This window comes from Parapedobacter defluvii (assembly GCF_014642075.1).
Lineage (GTDB): Bacteria > Bacteroidota > Bacteroidia > Sphingobacteriales > Sphingobacteriaceae > Parapedobacter > Parapedobacter defluvii.
Genome location: NZ_BMIK01000002.1, coordinates 377,740 through 397,550, shown reverse-complemented (window position 1 = coordinate 397,550; position 19,811 = coordinate 377,740). Strand labels below are relative to the sequence as shown.

Genomic DNA, 19,811 nt, shown 5'->3' with positions numbered 1-19,811 from the left:
TTGCAACAGCTGATGTATACCGTCAAAGCTCCCTTCATTCTATCCTGGCTTTATCCTTCACTTATATGGCATCGCAACCGTACCGAAAAACGTATTTTCCTTACCTTTGACGACGGGCCGATACCGGATGTTACACCGTTTGTCATAAATACGCTAAATAATTACGGCATCAAGGCTACTTTCTTCTGTGTGGGCGAAAATATAAAAAAACATCCTGATTTATTTGATCGCCTCTTAGAAAATGGGCATCGCATCGGCAACCATACTTACAACCATCTCAACGGCTGGAAAACGCCAGACGAGGTCTATCTGTTGAACATTGACCGCTGCCAGCAACTGACGGGAACGTCGTTATTCCGCCCTCCTTACGGCCGCGGCAAGCATTCGCAATATACCGAACTAAAAAAAAAATATGATATCATTATGTGGGACGTACTGAGTGGAGACTTTGACCGTAAACTTGCACCTGAGCAATGCTTACGGAATGTACTTCGGTATACCCGGAATGGCTCCATCGTCGTATTTCACGATAATATCAAAGCGATTCCCCGTGTCACATATGCCCTGCCCCGGGCGATTGAACATTGGCTGGCTGAAGGATATGAATTTGGCGTCCTGTAAAGATTAGCCGAGTTGCTACTGAACCGTTATAAAATATTCTGCGACAGCCTGCGCACTGAAATAACCTAATGCACCGTTTCCAAAAGCCGAAGGTGGATTGGCAGGTGCGGCGTTACCGGGATTATTTGCCTGCACGGCGTTCCAGAAATCAAATGTAGCTTTATCAATACACTGCATCCATATAGACACCGAATCGCCCGTATCCAATTCGGTTTCGAAGTCGGTTACATCTTCGCTTACGTATTTACCATCGGTGAACTTGTCATTGGAAACCCTGACCATTTTAGGGGGGGCTCCGTTTATACTCCACAAATAGCGGTAGTAATTTGATACACCGATGGGGTCCTGATACTTGACACTGATGAACTTCTGCTCTTCATTGAATACATTCCGGATACCGGTTCCGATCGAGTCCGCTAACACGGATTCGGGCATGCTGGATACGGCTTCAAATGTTTGCCCATCCACGCGTACCTGCAGCCGATACCGACGCCCTACCTCGCCCCTGAATCTGCTTTGATACCGCCCCGGCGTATTCTCAACAAATTCAAACGCTTTGCCCCTATCGTCAAATACGGTAACCTCTGCATCCGATACTGCATCAAAAGGATCTGCAGCACTGAATGCGACTGTCCGGCTGATGGTTACATATTGGTCTTCCAACCGGTTGCTTACTTCACCGACGATCACCAGTTGTGGAGTAACGTCTTTCAGATCCACATCGATGACGTCTTCGCATGCGGTTCCGAAAACAACCAGTAACCCCATAAAATACCTGTAACAACTCATTACTAAAACTTAAAATTCCAAGTAACCGAGGGAATAATACCAAACAAAGCTATCCGATATGCTTCGGTAACGTTGGGATTATCTGCATTCTCTCTGAAATCAATGATAAATGCATTTTTTCGGTTGTATACATTGTAAATTCCGAATGTCCAGCTGGATTTAAAACGTTTCGACGACGCCGACTCCCAAGTGGCACCCAAATCCAGTCGATGGTAATCAGGCATCCGGTAACCATTGCGCTCGGTATAATACCAAAGGGTACGCCCATCCACCGTATACTTTCCGCTGGGGAAAGTCACGGCATTTCCTGTACTGTACACAAAAGTGGCTGACAGATTCCATCGAGGCGTCAATTGATACATGCCCACTACAGATGCATCGTGTGTACGATCCTGACGTGCAGCAAACCAGTTTCCGCCGTTAATCCCATCAAATTGCCGCTCACTGCGCGAAAGTGCATAACTCAACCACCCATTCAAGCGGCCCTCCCGCCTTTTCAAAAACACCTCCACCCCATACGCCCGGCCAATACCGAACAGCAACTCCGATTCAATGTGTTCGTTAGCCTGCAAATCGGCCGCATTGCGGTAATCTATCTGATTTTGCATGTATTTGTAATACGATTCGATCGAAAATTCATACCGGTCGTTATCAAAGTTCTGATAGTATCCCAACGCTGCCTGATCGGCAATCTGGGGTTTAATGTTGTTGCTGCTCATTACCCATGCATCGGTGGGTAGACTCGAAGTGGAGTTGGATAATTGATGCAGGTTTTGACTGTTCCGGTTGTATGACAACTTAATACTGTTGTTACCCTGCAACTGGTAACTCAAAGACAAACGGGGTTCCAAATTCAAATAATGCTTCACCACCTCTCCACGCCGGTATTCTGTATGTTCCACAATGTCTCCTTCTTCATCATATGCATAAAATGTACCCGGACCGAACAGCAAAAAGTTACTCAGGCGTAGCCCGTAAATTAAACTCAGCCGGTCAATAGGCGTCCACTCATGAGCAAGATATCCCGCTAGTTCCATTCCCTTACGGTCTTCCAATTGCAGGCTATTTACGGCTGTATTTTCGTCTGCGTCGATGTTGGCGGGAGAAATCCCCTGGTGCAGCAGATTCACACCAAAATGCCATGTACTCTTGCTCGACGAGAAAAGCTGAAAATCCTGTTTCAGGTTGTAATTCTGAATACGGGACGCGATGACGAAACTAAATTCATCGTTTTCGATGCTTACGTTGTAGTTAAAATTACTATAAACAAGGGTCGTATTCGAAAACAAGCGGCTGTTCAGTACACGGTTCCAGCGGAACGTTCCTGTTGCATTACCCCAGTCAAAACCAAAGAGGTTAGAATAGCCAAGTACATCCCGGCCGAAATACCCTGAAAGAAAGACTGTATTTTTTTCGTTGATCCGGTAATTCGCCTTGGCATTCAGGTCGTAGAAATAAAGCCGGCTTTTGTTGACATCCTCGTCGTTAGACAGCTTAAGAAACAGGTCGGCATACGTCCGGCGACCACTGATCATAAATGAACCCCGGTCTTTCACAATCGGTCCATCCACCTTCAGCCGAGATGCGATCAGACCGAGTCCACCTTCTGCCCCAAAATTCTTTTTATTGCCATCCAGCATCGTAATATCCAGTACAGAAGATATCCTGCCACCATACTGTGCCGGCATTCCTCCCTTATACAGGTTCACTTCTTTGATTGCGTCTGAATTGAACGTAGAGAAAAAGCCGAAAAGATGGGATGCGTTGTATACCATCGCTTCATCCAGTAAAATCAGATTCTGATCACCCGTTCCTCCACGCACATAAAAGCTGCTGCTGCCCTCTCCCCCCGAAAGCACTCCGGGCAGCAACTGGATGGTTTTCAACACATCCTTTTCGCCCATCAAGACCGGTACATGCTTGATTTCATTCACATCTACCCGGGCAATCCCCATCTGCGGACTGCGTACGTTTTCCCGGTGCGCCGATTGACTGATTACCACTTCTTCCAACAATTCGCCACTGTGAAGGTCTACCGTTAACGACGTATCTTTTACGATATCTGCCGATACTTCTTGTGTTTGGTAACCTACATGCGAAACGACCAATAGATGGGTTCCCCCCTGAACGGTAAGCGAAAAAAAACCATAATTGTTGGTCCGTGTGCCGGTACCAGGATGGGCTTTCAATCGAATGCTTGCTCCAATCAGTGTTTCGCCGGTCAGCGCATCACGGATATGACCGCTAATTGTAAAAAGATGTTGAGAAAACAGGTGAAACGGAGCAGAAATAAGTAAGGCTATGAAAATGAAACGATACCTGCGAAACCGAGTAAGGAACATGCCTACAATATTACACGCTTTATGCCAATTAACCGCCGGTAAAAACATATTTTATTGCTAGCCAGTCGGACAACACAGCCAAATTATCACAACAAACTGTATATCAGACCAATAAAATCCATTTAAAAAATCATGAAAATCAATGTATTTGTCGGTTGGAGGCCCTTCATTGATTAATTATGTGAGCATTTCTGTAGCCATTGGCTGTTGGGAATAGACTAAGTTGTTACAAAATAATCTATCAAAAACAGCCATTTTTAAAAATTAAGTTTGTAGTATTGACCCCAAAAAACTTGTAAATCAAAACATCTCAGAATTTTGAACATGAAAAATTTAAAAAAAACGTTATCAGTTGCGTTCACGGCTATTGTCGTAACTGCCTGTGGGTCGGGCCAGAAAACAGATGGTGGTCAGGATTCTACGGCGACTGAAACCGCTGTGGAAAATGACGGATGGGTATCCTTGTTTGATGGGCAAACTACCAACGGTTGGCATACTTACCTGAGAGATACAGTCTCCGACGCGTGGAAAGTGGAGGACGGTGCATTGAGTTTCAATCCGGACGTGCCCCGTGAGCAACGCGGAGATATCGTTACCGATGGGGAATATGAAAATTACGAACTTGAATTGGAATGGAAAATATCGTCCGGTGGTAATAGCGGTATCATTTTCAGTGTCCATGAAGATCCCAAGTTTAGCGCGACGTATCAAACCGGTATCGAAATGCAGGTGCTGGACAACATCGATGCTGGCGACAACAAGATTGAAAATCACTTGGCCGGTTCACTTTACGACATGATTGGCAGCAAAGAAGTATCCAAACCCAAACCCGTTGGCGAGTGGAATCAGGCCCGTATCCGTAAGAATAATGGACAGATCACGCTGTGGCTTAACGGTGTGCAAACTGCAGATGTAACCATCGGCACTCCCGAATGGGAGCAAGTATTGAACGCCAGCAAATTCAAAGACTGGGAAGGTTTTGCCAAGTACCCGAAAGGCAAAATCGCATTACAGGATCATGGAAACTTGGTAGCTTACCGCAATATCCGCATCAAATCACTGTAATTTAATTGTTTATGAAGGTGTCTAAAAAGGAAGCGGCACACAGATGACACGGATCGAATAGATCAACACGGATTATTAATTAGCGAAAATCCTTTTTATCTGCGTCATCAGCGTTCTATCTTCTTGTTTTAGACACCCTCATTGACCCCTATTCAAACCCCATCACATCTTTCTTTTTCTTAGATCGGAACCGCTTTGGAACAGATTCCTTGATTTCTTTTTCCAACGCGTCGACGGCTTGTTTTTTCAGGAAATTATGGGGTGTAACTAAACTTATTTCCCGCACAGGTTCGGGCGACCTGAAATAGCGGACACGCGCCAGCTGGTCTTCGTCAAAGTCTTCAATGCTTAACTCCGGCAAAATGGTTGTTCCCGCGTTGTTATCAACCATCCGTTTCAAAGTTTCTACACTTCCTGTATTGTATTCGAAAGTTCCTTCAGGTTCCATGCTCCGTTTGCGCTGACAGATATTCAGTACCTGCCCCCGCATGCAATGCCCTTCAGTTAGCAACCACAGCTTATCACCCAATACATCTTCTGAAGTCACTTCCTTTTTGGCAAGCATCGGGCTATCGGCCGATACATAGGCAACAAATGGTTCATAAAACATCGGACGTTCCGCCAATGCCGTATCATATACTGGTGTTGACAGAATTCCGCAATCCAGCAGCCCGACTTTCAATTCATGAATAATTTTTTCGGTCGTATATTCCCAAATCTGCAGCTGCAGCTTGGGAAACCGTTGCATGAAATTACCCAGTACCTTCGGCAGCAAGTAAGGAGCGATGGTAGGAATCACCCCAATACGAAATTCACCTTCCAGTTCACCTTTTTGCGTCTGTACCAGTTCGATGATTTTGCGGCTTTCCGTAAGCACCACACGCGCCTGCTTGATAATTTCGACTCCCACATCTGTGGGAATAATCGGTTGCCGGCTACGGTCGAATATTCGTGCACCGATGGATTCTTCCAATTTTTGGATTTGCATACTCAGTGTAGGCTGGGTCACAAAACACTTCTCTGCGGCTGCCACAAAACTACGGTACGTGTCAACCGCTATAATATATTCCAATTGTATCAGGGTCATAATAGCGAAGAAAAGAATACAAAGATAAGAATTACCTTTATTTCATACTTCCGTTTTCCCTAAGCCGGTTATGCCAGCTGAACGCCTCTTCGAGCATGTGAGGGGTATGCCCACCGCGTAACTGACAGGCACGATCAAAATAGGATCGCAGTGACTCCCGGTACTCGGGATGCACACAATTTCGGATGATGCGATCTGCCCGCTCGCGGGGAGCCAACCCGCGCAAATCGGCCAATCCGATGTCAGTCACCAAAATATCTACATCGTGCTCCGTATGATCGACGTGAGAGACCATTGGCAGTACGTGGGAAATCCGATTATCTTTTGAAGCCGCTTGCGTCACGAAAATACTCAGGTATGCATTACGGGCAAAATCACCGGATCCGCCGATGCCATTCATGATATTTGTACCACCGATATGTGTGGAATTGACATTGCCATAGATATCGAATTCAATGGCTGTATTGATCGCGATGACACCGAGGCGCCGGATCAGCCCGGGTGTGTTGCTGATATTCTGCGGCCGAAGGACAACGCGGTCCTTATACTTCTGCAGGTTAGCGAACACCCGATCATAGCAGTCGGCTGAAAGCGTAATGGACGATGCCGAAGCAAAACTCAATTTACCGCTGTCCAGCAAATCAAAAGTGCTGTCCTGCAATACCTCCGAAAACATACGGAGGTCATAGAAATTGCTGTCTTTAAAACCAGAAAGCACGGCGTTGGCCACTTTACCGATTCCTGCCTGCAATGGCAGCAGCCGGTCCGTAAGATGTCCCTTTTTCACTTCGTCCTCAAAAAATCTAAGCAGATGTCCCGCTATGGCAATGGTTTTGGCATCCGGTGGAGCGATATCCGCAGGACTATCCTGAATATCCGTAAATACGATGGCAGCAATTTTATTGATATCCACAGGTATCGATCTGCGGCCGATACGGTTCTCTGGGGCCACAATCGGAATTACATTACGATGCGGGTAATTGTCAGGCTGGAAGATGTCGTGGAGGCCGTAAATAGCCTCCGGAACACGCGTATTGATTTCGATAATGACCCTTTTTGCCAATGCGGCAAACGTTACGGAATTTCCCACGGACGTGGTAGGCACAATACTGCCATCCGCTTCAATAAACGCCGCCTCAATCACTGCAATATCAACCGGGGGCAGGCAATTGTTGTGCAACAGTTCGGCACTTTCGCTGAGATGCTGGTCGACAAATAGTACCTCGCCCCGGTTAATTGCTTCGCGGAGCACGCGGTCAACCTGAAAAGGCATCCGTTTTGCCAATGCGCCGGCACGGGTCAGTTTGGCATCGGTATCATGACCCAGCGATGCACCGGTCATTAGCGTGATTTTCAACTCTTCTTTTTCAGCCCGTCTGGCCAGGGCATCCAGTACCGCCTTGCTGTCGCCCGCTTTCGTGAATCCGCTCGCACCTATGACCATGCCATGCTCAAACAGCCTTGCGGCCTCATCCGCCGTGGTTACCTTATCAATCAATTGCGTCGCTTTAATCCTTCCGTATGACATTTCCGATAAATTTGTTCACATTATTTCTACACATATTGCAACAGCAATATTAACGGTTATATACGGACCATGCTTATTGCTTTAGGTCATAAATTTATCCATTTTAGACAAAACTCCGTATTTTCTCGTTATTTTTGCCGGCGATCAGCCTGCCAGGCTGATCGATTCAACAGATGAGACAATATGTAAACAGGTATTATATCACGGAAGTGGACCGGTATCCGGATACTATTTACTGCCACCATGCTGTCATGGGAGAGAAATTCATTCCCGAGCACGTGCATAAAAAGGGCCAATTCCTGTACACAGAAGGCGGTGTCGTATACCTTAACACTCCCCAGCGATCGTACTTCCTACCTGCCAGGCACTACATCTGGATTCCCGCGGGTATTCGGCATAGTATCCACCCCAGCACGCCGGAAGTCATTATGCGAAACCTGTACTTCCCCGTCTACGAATGTGACGATGCGTTCTTTGCACAAACGGCCATTTATCCCGTTGACGACCTGCTGATGGAGTTGATGATGTTCACCAATCGTTGGAACGGTAACATCCATCCCCAAGAGGAAAACAGGTACAGCATCGCCAAAGCATTCAAGATGTTACTTCCCGAACTGAGCAAAGGAGCACTTCCATTGGCACTCCCCTATCCTGACGATGCCCGGCTTTTGAAGATCGTCGAATACCTGGACAGGCACATTGCAGACAGCATTAGCTTCAAACAGGTAGCCGATGTATTTGGCATCAGTGAGCGATCATTAGCCCGCCTGTTCCAAAAAGAATTGAATATGTCTTTTATCCAATATTTTACTATTTTGCGCATGCTTAAGGGATTGAAGTTACTGCTGGATGATAAACTAAGCATCAACGATGTGGCAGCGAAAGTAGGTTACAGCAGCTTACCGACCTTCAGCAATACGTTTACTAAAATAATAGGCGTACGGCCAAGTGAATATGTAAAGCACAGAGGGCTTTGGTCCCCCATAAAACAACAGTAATTCAACTATTCAATCAATGAAAACACTTTTTATCATCGCATTTGTGGCAACGTTGTCAACCGCCGCATGTACCAGTGCTGCCAAGAAAGCGGATCAGTTGGAATGGATCCAGCTTTTTAACGGAAAGGATCTCAATGACTGGACAGTGAAAATCGCCAAACATGAAGTGGGCGAAAATTATGCCAACACGTTCCGTGTGGAAGATGGTCTGCTGAAGGTACGGTATGATGGCTATACCGATTTCGATTTCCAGTACGGTCATATACATTATAACACACCTTTTTCGGCCTATCTACTGCGTGTGGAATACCGTTTTGTGGGAGAACAGGCCCCTGGAGGCGAAGGATGGGCCTGGCGCAACAGCGGTGCCATGTTGCACGGACAGGATCCGCACTCGATGCTGAAGGATCAAGATTTCCCGATATCCATTGAAGGGCAACTGCTTGGTGGCGATGGGACCCATGAACGGACTACGAGCAATCTTTGTACGCCGGGAACTAATGTATTGATGGAGGTGGATGGCGAACTGTTTACGCCCCATTGCACCAATTCGACTTCAAAGACTTATCACGGTGACCAATGGGTAACTGCAGAATTTCTCGTGCTGACAGACTCTGTAGTGCATCATATCCTTGAAGGTGACACGGTACTTACTTACTACAAACCACAGATCGGAGGCGGCAGTGTATCAAACTACGATCCTGCTGTTAAGGTGGACGGCAAACCGTTAAAAAGCGGCTACATTTCCCTGCAGAGCGAAAGTCATCCCATTGATTTCCGAAAGGTGGAGTTGCTTGACCTGGCACCTTATATACAGGATCAGACCAAGTTACAGCAAGTACTTAAACAACTGAGAAACGAGCAGGCGGAGTAACCGCCTGTGTTGGGTAAGGGCACAAAAAAAGCCGCTCTGAGTTTTCAGGGCGGCTTTCTATTGTATCTGTAGTATTTATTATGACAAGCCGTTTACGTACTTCGTCAACTTTGATTTGTTGTTGGAAGCTTTGTTTTTATGAATGACATTTTTCTTGGCCAAGCGGTCAAGCATGGAAATCACCCGTGGCAACAGCGCCTTTGCCTCTTCGGAATTGGTAGTCCCCCTCAATTTCTTTATCGCATTACGGGTTGTTTTAGCTTGGTAACGGTTCCGCAGGCGCTTCGCAGCGTTTGAGCGGATTCTTTTAAGTGCTGATTTATGATTTGCCATTTATCTTAGCTAATTTTTTCTTCTATTTTTCAGTCCGCAAAGATACCACCTTCTTTTTAATATCCAAAACAAATATCTCAAATTTTTAACATCGTACTTGCAACTCCGCATTTCGTAAGCTATACCCCTTAACTTCATATTTCATATCTTTGCATCCATGCAGAAATTATCTATGGATCAATTGGGACGGCCGTCGGTTGAAACATTCCGGGCACAGGCGAAACTTCCGGTCACCTTGATACTCGACAATGTCCGTAGCATGCACAATGTGGGTTCGGCCTTCCGCACATCCGACGCTTTTGCTCTTGAACGGATCGTATTGTGTGGCATCACCGGTACCCCACCCCACCGGGAAATCGAGAAAACTGCACTAGGGGCCACGCAATCCGTGGTATGGGAGCATACTGCTGACACGGCGGCAACTGTGGGGAAACTCCGCCAAAACGGATATCGTATTCTGGCCATCGAGCAAGCCAAGGAGAGCATCCCTCTCCAGGAGTTTACGCCGGAAACCGGAGAAAAATATGCGTTGATATTCGGCAACGAAGTACATGGAGTATCAGAAGAGGTAATGAAGATAGCCGATGCATGCCTGGAAATTCCCCAATCCGGCACCAAACACTCGTTGAATATCGCGGTATCCGTAGGGATCGTGCTTTGGGAATTTTACCGGAAATACCTCGCGCAAGGGCAAACCGCCCGATAGTGGAGGTGCCTGGGTACTGAGTCACTCCATCACTCCCGTTGCGGCATTTTCTTCATGGCCGCCAGTAAAACGGCTTCTGCTTCTGCTGTCACACCGGACGCCGGTCCAGCCTCATATCCACCTTCCTCATAGGCTGCAACCGAAAAACGTTTCAATCCGCAATAAACAATTATCTTTGTGGTTGAGGGAAAAACCGCGAAAAAACTGTTAACATGAGAAAAAGTAAACGACAAGAGTTTATTCTTAGGGAAATTGACTTACATAATAAGGTGTTTTCTGTAGAACTTAGTGAGCAGCTAAATGTTTCGGATGATACAATACGAAGAGACCTTCATGAGCTGGCCCAAGAAGGAAAGGTCATTAAAGTGCATGGCGGAGCCATCAGCAAATCATTTGTAGCGCCTTTTAATTCGGAACATGTGGTCTATGCCGTGGAATCGAAAAAGAAAATCGCTGCGAAGGCGATTACATTGCTCAAAAACAACATGGTCATCATCACCGAGGGGGGTACCACGATGCTTGAATTGGCCAAGATGATCCCCTCTTCATTAAAACTCACCATCATCACCATTAGCCCCCAGGTTGCGATCACGCTTGCCCAACACGAGAACCTGAATGTCATTGGCATCGGTGGCAAACTTGTCAAAAACGCGAATTTATATATCGGTGCGAGCGTCGTCAATCAATTGGCGGGCTTGAAAGCAGATCTCTGCATACTGGGTGCCAATGCATTCTCATCCGAGGAAGGGCTGACTGATGCAGATTGGGAAGTTGTGCAGGTAAAAAAGGCACTCATGCGATCGGCCAAGAAAACAGCAGTAATCAGTATATCCGAAAAGCTAAATACGGTAAAGTGGTTAAACATCTGCTCAGCCAGTCAAATCAATTACCTGATTACTGAACTTAATCCTACCGACCCGCTATTGACCCACTTTATCCAAAAGAACCTCACCGTGATGTAACAGCAATCGCCCTAAATGTCGCTGAAATCTATTCTTCAGCAGCTAATAAGGGATGTTGCATATGAAAGCAATTTTATCTAAGTTTGCGGTGCAAAAAGACAGAACCATGAGCGTATTAGTAAATAAGGACTCCAAAGTAATCGTACAAGGTTTTACGGGCAATGAAGGCACCTACCATGCTTCACAGATGATTGAATACGGCACGCAGGTAGTAGGTGGTGTAACCCCCGGTAAAGGAGGTCAGACACACCTGGATCGACCTGTCTTCAACACCGTACAGGATGCGGTGGAGAAAACCGGTGCGAATGTATCCATTATCTTCGTCCCGCCTGCATTTGCTGCAGACGCGATCATGGAAGCCGCCGCTGCCGGTATCGAAGTTATCGTATGCATTACCGAAGGTATTCCCACCAAGGACATGATTCAGGTGAAATCTTATTTGAGCGATAAAAATTCGCGGCTGATCGGCCCAAACTGTCCGGGTATCATCACCGCCGATGAAGCAAAGATCGGTATCATGCCCGGTTTTATCTTCAAAAAGGGTACCGTTGGGGTAGTGTCGAAGTCAGGGACGCTAACCTACGAAGCGGTGGATCAAACCGTAAAAGCTGGATTGGGTATCACAACCGCAATCGGTATCGGGGGCGATCCCATCATCGGTACGACCACCAAAGAGGCGGTTGAACTGTTGATGAATGATCCGGAGACCGAAGGAATTATTGTGATCGGGGAAATCGGTGGTGGTATGGAAGCGGAGGCTGCCCGTTGGATCAAAGAACATGGCACAAAGCCGGTTGTTGGCTTCATCGCGGGACAAACTGCCCCTCCGGGACGCCGTATGGGGCATGCCGGTGCAATTGTCGGCGGTGCCGATGACACCGCTGCTGCTAAGATGAAGATTATGCGGGAATGTGGTATCCGCGTCGTGGAATCGCCGGCGGAAATCGGCAAAGCCATGGCTGATGAACTGGGCGTAAGTGCGTAAAGATAACTTTTCATTCAACACACTAGCACTATTAGGCACCCCGTTAGGTGCCTTTTCTATTTGAATTCATTGCGTTTCATCCGTGTGCATATTTTAAAGATGGATGAGAGCCGCAACTTGCTTGGATATAACTAGCAAGTTACCTAAGTTTGCGATTATGCTGTCTGATACCGAGGAAAATTACCTAAAAGCATTGCTCCGGATTACCGGTGAGCAGGGCAGTGGTGGCGAAGCAGGCACCAATCAATTGGCGGCGAAACTCAATGTACGCCCGGCCACTGCCACTGATATGCTGAAGAAGCTTCGGGAGAAGCAACTCGTCAATTATGAAAAATACGGAAAGATATCACTCACTGATACCGGGCGTGACCTGGCAATTACCATCATACGTAAACACCGGCTTTGGGAAACCTTTCTATTTGATAAATTGGGATTCAGTTGGGACGAAGTGCACGATATTGCAGAACAACTCGAACATATCAAATCGGATAAATTGGTGGAACGACTTGACAAGTTTCTAGGGTTTCCCCAGTTCGATCCACACGGTGACGCCATTCCGACTGCCGATGGCAACTATATCGATGAAGCCCGTCTCACACTGGCGGAAGCTGCGGAACATCAGCCGTATGTCATCGTAGCGGTAAAAGACAACAGCCCGTCTTTTCTACAATATGTAAGCGAAATCGGCATGCGTATACACAGTCAGGTTAAGGTACTGCATAAATATGCTTTTGACCATTCCATGGCGTTGGAAATAGACGGTATCAAAACCAGTATTTCGGACAAGGTTGCACAAAATATTTACTGCAAACCGTTGTAATTTATACAAAGATGACACTATCATCAGACATCAATATCAAAAATAAGAAAGCTTATTTCGAATACCATATCCTGGATACGTATGTAGCAGGCATCCGGCTTTTAGGCACGGAAATTAAATCCATACGCGAAGGGAAAGCCAATATCAATGATTCTTTTTGTTCCTTCTTTGACGACGGTCTCTACATCCGAAATATGCACATAGCAGAGTATTCACACGGGTCGTTTTATAACCATGAGGCGAAACGGGACCGACAGCTGCTGCTGAACAAAAAGGAACTTAAAAAACTGAGGACCAAAAGTGAAGAAAGGGGATTCACGATCATTCCGCTACGTATCTTTATTAGTAAACGGGGATTTGCCAAGGTGGAGATCGCATTGGCCCAGGGTAAAAAGGACTTCGATAAACGGGAAACGATCAAAGAACGGGATACCAAACGGGAGTTGGCACGGGTAATGAAAGGCTGATATTTCAAACACGGCAATACATTCAATTTTCGTTTACCTCCACACCGATCCCTTTCAACAGCAACGATGCGTTGAATACGGTACATGCCCCGTCCTTCAGTTTGTAATCAAAAAGCATTTCCCCGTCAAGGACCTGGATGTCAAAATGAAAATTATGTACCACACCGGGGTGCTCTTCAGCCAGTTTAGCCAACTGTAGGTCATGCGTGGCAACCATACCGACTCCCCCATAGTTGATTAACTTCTTTATGATAGCCTTTGAGCCCCGGTATTTATCGACCGAGTTTGTACCCCGCAGCATTTCGTCAATGAGAAAAAACGTATTCCGTTGGTTATCTACCGTTTGCAGCACGGTTTGGATGCGATTCAATTCAGCTTTGAATGTAGAAGTACTTTCATTCAATGAATCTGCAATGCGCATATACGTAATCAGATGAAAGACAGATAAGTGCATTTCATGCCCGCAAACGGGAGCTCCACAGAATGCCAGCACAGCATTGGTCCCCACCGTACGGAGAAACGTACTTTTGCCTGCCATATTGGAGCCGGTAATCAATGCAATCCGGTGATTGCGCATTTGATAATCGTTGGCGACAGCATTATCAGCAGGAATCAATGGGTGAGCAAGTGCCTGAGCCGCCAAAAACGGCTCGGTGCTATCCTGTACGGTTGGGAATACCCAATCCGGATGATTCCGGCTCACGGCCGCCAGGCTACCCAACACTTCAAATTCGGCAATGGCATCGAATGCGTGGAGAATATCTGTTCCATATTTTTTGCGCCATTCAATCAGTGCATATACCTGTCTGAAATCCCAAAGTGCCATCATATTGAGTACTGCGCCAACCAACATGTTTAACCGGTAGTCCAGCCGATCAATCAGTACCGCCAATTCCCTGAATATGGACGAAACGGGCGAACCACCAGTTGTCGAACGGAGTGACGAAAACAGCTCCTTACCCCGCTGGCTTCGCCACTCCCTGTTTTCAATCAATTCAAATGCTGCGGCAAAAGCCCCCAATAAGCGCCCCGCCTTATCTGTCATCCCCGCAACCTGATTTACTTTTCTGCCGCATCCAACAGCGGCCAACAGATGTACAATGGCGAAGAACACTGCAATGCCTGAAAAGACCGGAACAAAAAATGCGGCAATGATCAGTACTACCATCAGCCACGGTACCGCTTTCACGTAAAACCGCAATAACCTGTTGCCGAATGAAATAGCTGAATTGCTCAGAAATTGCGCAAACTGCCGTTTAAAATCAATTGGATGGTGCAGATTGAACCACAACCGGGCTTGAAACTCCTGGCACCAAGTACAATCGTCTGCCAGCTCCCCGACTGCTTGCTGCCGCGCTTTGACAACCCCGGCATCTGTTGGTGCCAACAACCATTCCGCTAACAAAGCATTGGCCTGCGGGGTGGCCCCACGGTTAATCATAGCAAATAGCGAAGATGGACCAAATAGATCCAAATCGCCACTGTACGGATGGCGACTATCTGCAAACACTGCACCATTCGAATATCGATTGGGCTCGCCTTCTGACAGGTTTATTTCATTTTCGTTGACCGCCAGAAAATTTTCCAGTGCTGTCTTCCGTATTTCCAATCTGCTCTGCCGCCATACAAGCCCTGTAAAAAGTATGATAACTGCAAAGAAAGCAACCATCACTGCACTAACTTGTTCCGATTGTACCGCGCCAAATATTGCCGCACCGCCACCGACAATGGCAGCTAAGCGGATTAGAGAATTGATGTTTATAGAACGACGCAACCGGATCAACTGCGTCTGTGTATCCGCGATGTTCTTCCGGTAGGTATTAAAAACAGGGGTTACCATGCCTGATCTCCCACCAATGGAACAAACCGGAATGTATCCAATTCGATCCGCTCATATTCCTGCTCACCGACACGGAGAACGGTTACCATTTTCTGTTCCTTTTCGCTTCCGACAGGAATGACCATCACCCCTCCTATCCGAAGTTGCTTCAGCATTACATCGGGCACAAAGGGTGCACCTGCCGTGACCAAAATTTTGTCATAAGGGGCGTGTTCGGGTATGCCTTTGGAGCCGTCGCCCAGGAAAAAGTTCGGCTTATACCCCATATAAGGCAACACGCGTGTAGTCCGGTTATAGAGACTGGCTTGACGCTCGATGGTATATACGTTTGCTCCCAATTCGAGCAATATGCACGTTTGGTATCCGGAACCAGTCCCAATCTCCAGCACCTTATCTCCCCGCTGGATGTGCAGCAACTCGGTTTGATAAGCTACCGTATAAGGTTGGGAAATGGTTTGCCCGTCGCCGATCGGAAAAGCGATATCTTTGTAAGCCTGATTCCAGAAAGTTTCGTCAAAAAAATAATGCCGCGGAACTTTACCAATCGCTGCTAACACCCCCTTATCTTCGATCCCTCTCCGTTTCAATAGTTCCACCAATTGTTTTCTCGCTCCGCGTTCCCGGTAGTTGTCAATAAACTTATATGCCATTGTGCCCCAAAAATACGGAGATTAGGCGAAAAATTTTTACTTTCGCACTATACAAATGCTATCGCAGATGAGGTATATTCTTTTGGCTGTTTTATGGTGTGTCGGAGCGGATCAGTTGTCTGCACAGGTCGTAAAAATTGACACAGTTGATTATCCTCCGCTTGTTATTCCCAAAGAGAAGACATATCATTTCAATACAGACTATTGGTATACGATTGCTGTGCGGGCATATGCATACGAACAATTCCCGCAATTGCTTAACCAGCCTTCGGGTCAGCCCTATCACTCCTCTTATTTCAACGGCCTTCTATTTAAAGTAAACGACAATCAAATCAGTTACCGGCTGCAGGCTGCACATTTTAACAACAACATCGAATTTGATAATGAATGCGAAGGATGTGTTCCGAAGGTACCCGGAAAGTTCCGAAACACAGCAGTGAAGGTCGGTGCAGAAAAAAATATCAATTATTCACGTTTCCAGCCTTACTTTGGTGCAGATGTGGGATTTATGATCCAAAAGCTTAGCACAAAGGGATTTGATAACACACCTGTTTTTGCAGAAGACAACAAGAATGCGCTGTTGTTCTCCCCTTTCGTCGGCATAAAGCTATACATCGTTCCGCGGGTTGCTGTCAGTGCCGAAGCTAATTTCAACGTAGCTTATACGTATCAGAAAATCAATACCTATAGCAATAGTTCCTTTACCGGTGCACCCCTCCAAACCAAACGCTACCGTTGGGAATATTTTTTCGCCCCTTTGGCAGCCGTTACCCTACAGTATAGCTTTGCTATGATGAATAAATAATTAATAGGGATCTACATCAATCTGTACACGGACGCCCCGATTGACTTTGCCGGCTTCAAACTGCAGCAAAACCGATCTGACCAATTCCTTTACTTTGCCCACACTGGTACCGGCACGTTCCACTTTAAGCAGGATACTGAAAATGTAGTGATTGCGTACACGCCCCACTAAAGGGATTTCCGGTCCCACCACCCGGTGTCCCAGCACTTCCCGCAAGGAAGCCGCTAACCGATGGGATGCATCATAGGCCGTTTGTTGTTCCTTATGCTTCACATCCATACGGAATAATCGAAAAAAAGGCGGATATGCATAGTTCTTGCGTTCAGCTACTTCGGCCATGAACATATCGTCGTAATCATTGGCAATTACCTGCTGGATGATGCGGTGATGCGGCGCATAAGACTGTACAATCACTTTTCCATTGCTGTCACGGCGTCCCGCTCTTCCACTCACTTGTGCTAACAATGAAAAAGCACGTTCATGCGCCCTGAAATCGGGGTAGTTGATCAAGCCATCGGCATTGATGATACCGATCACGCTCACGTTTCCGAAGTCCAATCCTTTGGCCACCATTTGGGTACCCACCAATACGTCGTAAACACGTTCATCAAAAGCGCTCAATACACGGTCAAACCCATGCTTGCCCCGCGTGGAATCCAAATCCAGACGGCCAACGCGGGCATCGGGCAACAACGTCTCCAACTCTTCCTCTACCCTTTCGGTACCAAACCCCTTACTTTCTATATGAGTCGAACCACAAGCGGGACACACCTGCAAAGGGTCTTCGGAAAAACCGCAATAATGGCAATGTAGTTTCCCGCTACTTTTGTGATAAGTAAGGCTGACATCACAGTGGATACATTTTGCAATGTAACCGCAGGTTTTACATTGCAGCAGCGGTGTATGTCCGCGCCGGTTCTGGAAAAGGATGACCTGTTGCCGCTGGGCAATGGCGTTCTTCATTTCCTCCAGCAGTGTACTGCTGAAATAAGAAAACATACTGCCTTTCCGATTTTCTTCCCCAATGTGCACGGTTACAATTTCGGGAAGCCTGGCGTCTCCAAAGCGTTCTTTCAATTCGACCAGTCCATATTTGCCCGCTTTGGCATTATAATAACTTTCTATGGCGGGGGTAGCGGACCCCAATAGGATTTTTGCACCATGCGTATGACCAAGGTAAATTGCGGTGTCACGTGCGTGGTAACGTGGTGCCGGATCAAACTGTTTGTAAGATGTTTCGTGCTCTTCATCAACGACGATAAGCCCCAGTGCGGGAAAAGGCAGGAAAACAGCCGAGCGTGCCCCAACAATCACCTGATACTCGTTATTGATCACTTTATGCCATACTTCTGCGCGTTCGTTGTCGTTAAAACGTGAATGGTAAACACCCAATTTATTACCGAAATGTAACCGAAGACGTTCCGTTATCTGTGTTGTGAGTGCAATTTCAGGCAACAGATATAACACATTTTTCCCATTAGCCACCGCTTCTTCGATAAGGCGGATGTATACCTGGGTCTTACCTGAGGCTGTGACGCCATGTAGAAGCACAACATCTTTTTCCTCAAACTGTTCCTTGATGTTGCTAAATGTCTTCCTTTGGGCCTCACTAAGCGTAAAATCTCCGGTAAGTTCAACGTCCTCTCCATCGAGTCTGCTGACGGCACGTTCCTTTGCAATAAACACACCTTTTTTAACCAGAGCCGTTATACTGGCGGTACCGCAACCACTGGCCTCCAGAATATCTGTTTTGGTAATTTTTGAAAGCTGTCGATTCAATTGAAGGTAAGCTAAAACCGCATCCTGTTGTTTCGGTGCGTTACCAAGCATATCCAGCAATGTTTTCCGGCCCAAATCATCGGCATAATCTTCGTGCAGCGAAATAAATGTCTTTAATTTAGGTTTATATCGGGGTGTAATCTCCTCCGAAATCAGGATTAGTCCTTTATCAAATAGTCTTTTCAAGATGGGAAACACTGTTTTCTGCCCGAGCAGTTTAACGATATCACTTACTTTCAGCTCCGGTGAAATATCCAGTGCATCCAAGATCAGGAATTCCTTGTCGGTAAGCGTAGACCGATCAACCGAATCTGCTTCCGCCGCGATGATCCGCGTTTCGCTGGCCAGTTTCAGCGCAGCCGGTAACGCAGCTTGCATCACTTCTCCCAGCGTACACATATAGTAGGATGAAATCCACTCCCACAGCCGGAGTTGGGCGGCATCGACAATGGGCCGGTCATCCAGAATATCCAGGATATATTTCGCTTCATAACGCTCGGGGGCTTGGTTGGACACCCGGTAAATGACTGCTGAATAGACTTTGTTCTTTCCGAATTGAACAATAACCCGCTTACCGATCTCTACTTCTGCATTCCACATACCGGGTACACGGTAGGTATAGGTCTTGGAAATCGCCAGGGGTAATACCACCTCCACGAACAACGTAGTACGTATATCGGTCTTACCTTCGGTAAATTCAAGCATGGTAAAAATGGATAATGCTATCCCTTGTTTTTAATCGTCGCGATAAACAAACCAAGCCATCCCAAAATGAAACATAGCCCTCCGATTGGTGTTACCGGACCAAGAATAGCCGGTGTACCGAAATCAGTGATCGAATAAGTACTCAAGAGATACAATGAACCGGAGAACAGCAGGATTCCCAGCGTAAACGTGATAAAGGAAAATTTGATGTACGTATTTTTTGCTCTTGAAAAGGTAGCCAAAAATAACAGCGCCACCGTGTGGTAAAACTGGTAATCGACCGCAGTCTCCCAAGTTTCCAACTGGTCCTCACTGATTTTGCCTTCCAAACCGTGGGCTCCAAAAGCACCCAACACCACAGCGGCCAAACCAAAAAAAGAAGCGGTGAGTATGATCCGTTTATTCATTCGTCAACAATTTTTCAAATGATTTATTGAAGGCCAATTTATGTTATA

20 protein-coding genes are annotated in these 19,811 nt (G+C 46.6%); 10 read left to right on the top strand and 10 right to left on the bottom strand.

Annotated elements, in window-relative coordinates; all coding sequences use genetic code 11:
* Window positions 1-12 precede the first annotated feature (12 nt).
* The gene (locus IEX60_RS05500; RefSeq protein WP_188748656.1) at window positions 13-621 is read left to right on the top strand and encodes a polysaccharide deacetylase family protein; all 609 of its coding nucleotides are present in this window, start codon (window positions 13-15) and stop codon (window positions 619-621) included.
* A gap of 15 nt (window positions 622-636) precedes the next feature.
* On the opposite strand, the gene IEX60_RS05495 is transcribed toward IEX60_RS05500, so the two are convergent.
* Together IEX60_RS05495 and IEX60_RS05490 are read right to left on the bottom strand one after the other, a co-directional pair.
* Window positions 637-1,410 carry a DUF4249 domain-containing protein gene (locus IEX60_RS05495; RefSeq protein WP_188748282.1) on the bottom strand — a complete coding sequence of 258 codons (774 nt, stop codon included), beginning with the start codon at window positions 1,408-1,410 and terminating at the stop codon, window positions 637-639.
* A 2-nt stretch (window positions 1,411-1,412) separates the two neighbouring features.
* The gene (locus IEX60_RS05490) at window positions 1,413-3,752 is read right to left on the bottom strand and encodes a TonB-dependent receptor (protein ID WP_188748280.1); all 2,340 of its coding nucleotides are present in this window, start codon (window positions 3,750-3,752) and stop codon (window positions 1,413-1,415) included.
* A gap of 324 nt (window positions 3,753-4,076) precedes the next feature.
* Between IEX60_RS05490 and IEX60_RS05485 the strand changes: the two genes are divergently transcribed.
* Window positions 4,077-4,817: a 3-keto-disaccharide hydrolase gene (locus IEX60_RS05485; RefSeq protein ID WP_188748278.1), complete on the top strand. Its 741-nt coding sequence runs from the start codon at window positions 4,077-4,079 to the stop codon at window positions 4,815-4,817.
* 148 nt (window positions 4,818-4,965) lie between these two features.
* On the opposite strand, the gene IEX60_RS05480 is transcribed toward IEX60_RS05485, so the two are convergent.
* Both IEX60_RS05480 and scpC read right to left on the bottom strand, forming a co-directional pair.
* Entirely contained in the window at window positions 4,966-5,904 is a 939-nt protein-coding gene (locus IEX60_RS05480; protein ID WP_188748277.1) for a hydrogen peroxide-inducible genes activator, read from the bottom strand.
* A 37-nt stretch (window positions 5,905-5,941) separates the two neighbouring features.
* A complete protein-coding gene (gene scpC / locus IEX60_RS05475) occupies window positions 5,942-7,432 on the bottom strand; it encodes a succinyl-CoA:acetate CoA-transferase ScpC (protein ID WP_188748275.1) in 1,491 nt (496 codons plus the stop codon).
* 173 nt (window positions 7,433-7,605) lie between these two features.
* Between scpC and IEX60_RS05470 the strand changes: the two genes are divergently transcribed.
* Window positions 7,606-8,430: a helix-turn-helix transcriptional regulator gene (locus tag IEX60_RS05470; protein WP_188748273.1), complete on the top strand. Its 825-nt coding sequence runs from the start codon at window positions 7,606-7,608 to the stop codon at window positions 8,428-8,430.
* Between the two features lie 16 nt (window positions 8,431-8,446).
* The gene (locus tag IEX60_RS05465) at window positions 8,447-9,304 is read left to right on the top strand and encodes a 3-keto-disaccharide hydrolase (RefSeq protein ID WP_188748271.1); all 858 of its coding nucleotides are present in this window, start codon (window positions 8,447-8,449) and stop codon (window positions 9,302-9,304) included.
* Window positions 9,305-9,382: 78 nt separating this feature from the next.
* On the opposite strand, the gene rpsT is transcribed toward IEX60_RS05465, so the two are convergent.
* Window positions 9,383-9,637 carry a 30S ribosomal protein S20 gene (rpsT, locus tag IEX60_RS05460; RefSeq protein ID WP_188748269.1) on the bottom strand — a complete coding sequence of 85 codons (255 nt, stop codon included), beginning with the start codon at window positions 9,635-9,637 and terminating at the stop codon, window positions 9,383-9,385.
* A gap of 157 nt (window positions 9,638-9,794) precedes the next feature.
* Between rpsT and IEX60_RS05455 the strand changes: the two genes are divergently transcribed.
* Window positions 9,795-10,343, top strand: a complete 549-nt coding sequence (locus tag IEX60_RS05455; protein ID WP_188748267.1) for an RNA methyltransferase — start codon at window positions 9,795-9,797, stop codon at window positions 10,341-10,343.
* A gap of 29 nt (window positions 10,344-10,372) precedes the next feature.
* Here IEX60_RS05455 and IEX60_RS24965 read toward each other — a convergent pair whose 3' ends face one another.
* Window positions 10,373-10,498 carry a hypothetical protein gene (locus IEX60_RS24965; protein ID WP_262892308.1) on the bottom strand — a complete coding sequence of 42 codons (126 nt, stop codon included), beginning with the start codon at window positions 10,496-10,498 and terminating at the stop codon, window positions 10,373-10,375.
* A gap of 57 nt (window positions 10,499-10,555) precedes the next feature.
* Here IEX60_RS24965 and IEX60_RS05450 point away from each other — a divergent pair, with 57 nt between their 5' ends.
* The 4 genes from IEX60_RS05450 (at window position 10,556) to smpB (ending at window position 13,577) form a co-directional block, all read left to right on the top strand.
* Window positions 10,556-11,305: a DeoR/GlpR family DNA-binding transcription regulator gene (locus IEX60_RS05450; protein WP_188748265.1), complete on the top strand. Its 750-nt coding sequence runs from the start codon at window positions 10,556-10,558 to the stop codon at window positions 11,303-11,305.
* A gap of 106 nt (window positions 11,306-11,411) precedes the next feature.
* The gene (gene sucD, locus IEX60_RS05445; protein WP_188748263.1) at window positions 11,412-12,290 is read left to right on the top strand and encodes a succinate--CoA ligase subunit alpha; all 879 of its coding nucleotides are present in this window, start codon (window positions 11,412-11,414) and stop codon (window positions 12,288-12,290) included.
* Window positions 12,291-12,447: 157 nt separating this feature from the next.
* A complete protein-coding gene (locus tag IEX60_RS05440) occupies window positions 12,448-13,110 on the top strand; it encodes a metal-dependent transcriptional regulator (RefSeq protein WP_188748261.1) in 663 nt (220 codons plus the stop codon).
* Window positions 13,111-13,121: 11 nt separating this feature from the next.
* On the top strand, window positions 13,122-13,577 hold the full coding sequence (smpB, locus tag IEX60_RS05435; protein ID WP_188748259.1) for an SsrA-binding protein SmpB: 456 nt from the start codon (window positions 13,122-13,124) through the stop codon (window positions 13,575-13,577).
* A 22-nt stretch (window positions 13,578-13,599) separates the two neighbouring features.
* On the opposite strand, the gene IEX60_RS05430 is transcribed toward smpB, so the two are convergent.
* Window positions 13,600-15,417 carry a MutS-related protein gene (locus tag IEX60_RS05430; RefSeq protein ID WP_188748257.1) on the bottom strand — a complete coding sequence of 606 codons (1,818 nt, stop codon included), beginning with the start codon at window positions 15,415-15,417 and terminating at the stop codon, window positions 13,600-13,602.
* Window positions 15,411-16,067, bottom strand: a complete 657-nt coding sequence (locus IEX60_RS05425) for a protein-L-isoaspartate(D-aspartate) O-methyltransferase (RefSeq protein ID WP_188748255.1) — start codon at window positions 16,065-16,067, stop codon at window positions 15,411-15,413. Before IEX60_RS05425 ends, IEX60_RS05430 begins: the two co-directional genes overlap by 7 nt.
* 67 nt (window positions 16,068-16,134) lie before the next feature.
* Here IEX60_RS05425 and IEX60_RS05420 point away from each other — a divergent pair, with 67 nt between their 5' ends.
* Window positions 16,135-16,872: a hypothetical protein gene (locus IEX60_RS05420; RefSeq protein ID WP_188748253.1), complete on the top strand. Its 738-nt coding sequence runs from the start codon at window positions 16,135-16,137 to the stop codon at window positions 16,870-16,872.
* Here IEX60_RS05420 and priA read toward each other — a convergent pair whose 3' ends face one another.
* Window positions 16,873-19,356, bottom strand: a complete 2,484-nt coding sequence (gene priA, locus IEX60_RS05415) for a replication restart helicase PriA (RefSeq protein WP_188748251.1) — start codon at window positions 19,354-19,356, stop codon at window positions 16,873-16,875. It lies immediately after the preceding gene.
* 17 nt (window positions 19,357-19,373) lie between these two features.
* Window positions 19,374-19,763 carry a DUF423 domain-containing protein gene (locus IEX60_RS05410; protein ID WP_188748250.1) on the bottom strand — a complete coding sequence of 130 codons (390 nt, stop codon included), beginning with the start codon at window positions 19,761-19,763 and terminating at the stop codon, window positions 19,374-19,376.
* Window positions 19,764-19,811: the final 48 nt, after the last annotated feature.

Bases quoted from the DNA above. Each gene is read 5' to 3' on its own strand.
- IEX60_RS05500 (WP_188748656.1), top strand. From the start codon at position 13: ATGTATACCGTCAAAGCTCCCTTCATTCTATCCTGGCTTTATCCTTCA.
- IEX60_RS05495 (WP_188748282.1), bottom strand. From the start codon at position 1,410: ATGAGTTGTTACAGGTATTTTATGGGGTTACTGGTTGTTTTCGGAACC.
- IEX60_RS05490 (WP_188748280.1), bottom strand. From the start codon at position 3,752: ATGTTCCTTACTCGGTTTCGCAGGTATCGTTTCATTTTCATAGCCTTA.
- IEX60_RS05485 (WP_188748278.1), top strand. From the start codon at position 4,077: ATGAAAAATTTAAAAAAAACGTTATCAGTTGCGTTCACGGCTATTGTC.
- IEX60_RS05480 (WP_188748277.1), bottom strand. From the start codon at position 5,904: ATGACCCTGATACAATTGGAATATATTATAGCGGTTGACACGTACCGT.
- scpC (WP_188748275.1), bottom strand. From the start codon at position 7,432: ATGTCATACGGAAGGATTAAAGCGACGCAATTGATTGATAAGGTAACC.
- IEX60_RS05470 (WP_188748273.1), top strand. From the start codon at position 7,606: ATGAGACAATATGTAAACAGGTATTATATCACGGAAGTGGACCGGTAT.
- IEX60_RS05465 (WP_188748271.1), top strand. From the start codon at position 8,447: ATGAAAACACTTTTTATCATCGCATTTGTGGCAACGTTGTCAACCGCC.
- rpsT (WP_188748269.1), bottom strand. From the start codon at position 9,637: ATGGCAAATCATAAATCAGCACTTAAAAGAATCCGCTCAAACGCTGCG.
- IEX60_RS05455 (WP_188748267.1), top strand. From the start codon at position 9,795: ATGCAGAAATTATCTATGGATCAATTGGGACGGCCGTCGGTTGAAACA.
- IEX60_RS05450 (WP_188748265.1), top strand. From the start codon at position 10,556: ATGAGAAAAAGTAAACGACAAGAGTTTATTCTTAGGGAAATTGACTTA.
- sucD (WP_188748263.1), top strand. From the start codon at position 11,412: ATGAGCGTATTAGTAAATAAGGACTCCAAAGTAATCGTACAAGGTTTT.
- IEX60_RS05440 (WP_188748261.1), top strand. From the start codon at position 12,448: ATGCTGTCTGATACCGAGGAAAATTACCTAAAAGCATTGCTCCGGATT.
- smpB (WP_188748259.1), top strand. From the start codon at position 13,122: ATGACACTATCATCAGACATCAATATCAAAAATAAGAAAGCTTATTTC.
- IEX60_RS05430 (WP_188748257.1), bottom strand. From the start codon at position 15,417: ATGGTAACCCCTGTTTTTAATACCTACCGGAAGAACATCGCGGATACA.
- IEX60_RS05425 (WP_188748255.1), bottom strand. From the start codon at position 16,067: ATGGCATATAAGTTTATTGACAACTACCGGGAACGCGGAGCGAGAAAA.
- IEX60_RS05420 (WP_188748253.1), top strand. From the start codon at position 16,135: ATGAGGTATATTCTTTTGGCTGTTTTATGGTGTGTCGGAGCGGATCAG.
- priA (WP_188748251.1), bottom strand. From the start codon at position 19,356: ATGCTTGAATTTACCGAAGGTAAGACCGATATACGTACTACGTTGTTC.
- IEX60_RS05410 (WP_188748250.1), bottom strand. From the start codon at position 19,763: ATGAATAAACGGATCATACTCACCGCTTCTTTTTTTGGTTTGGCCGCT.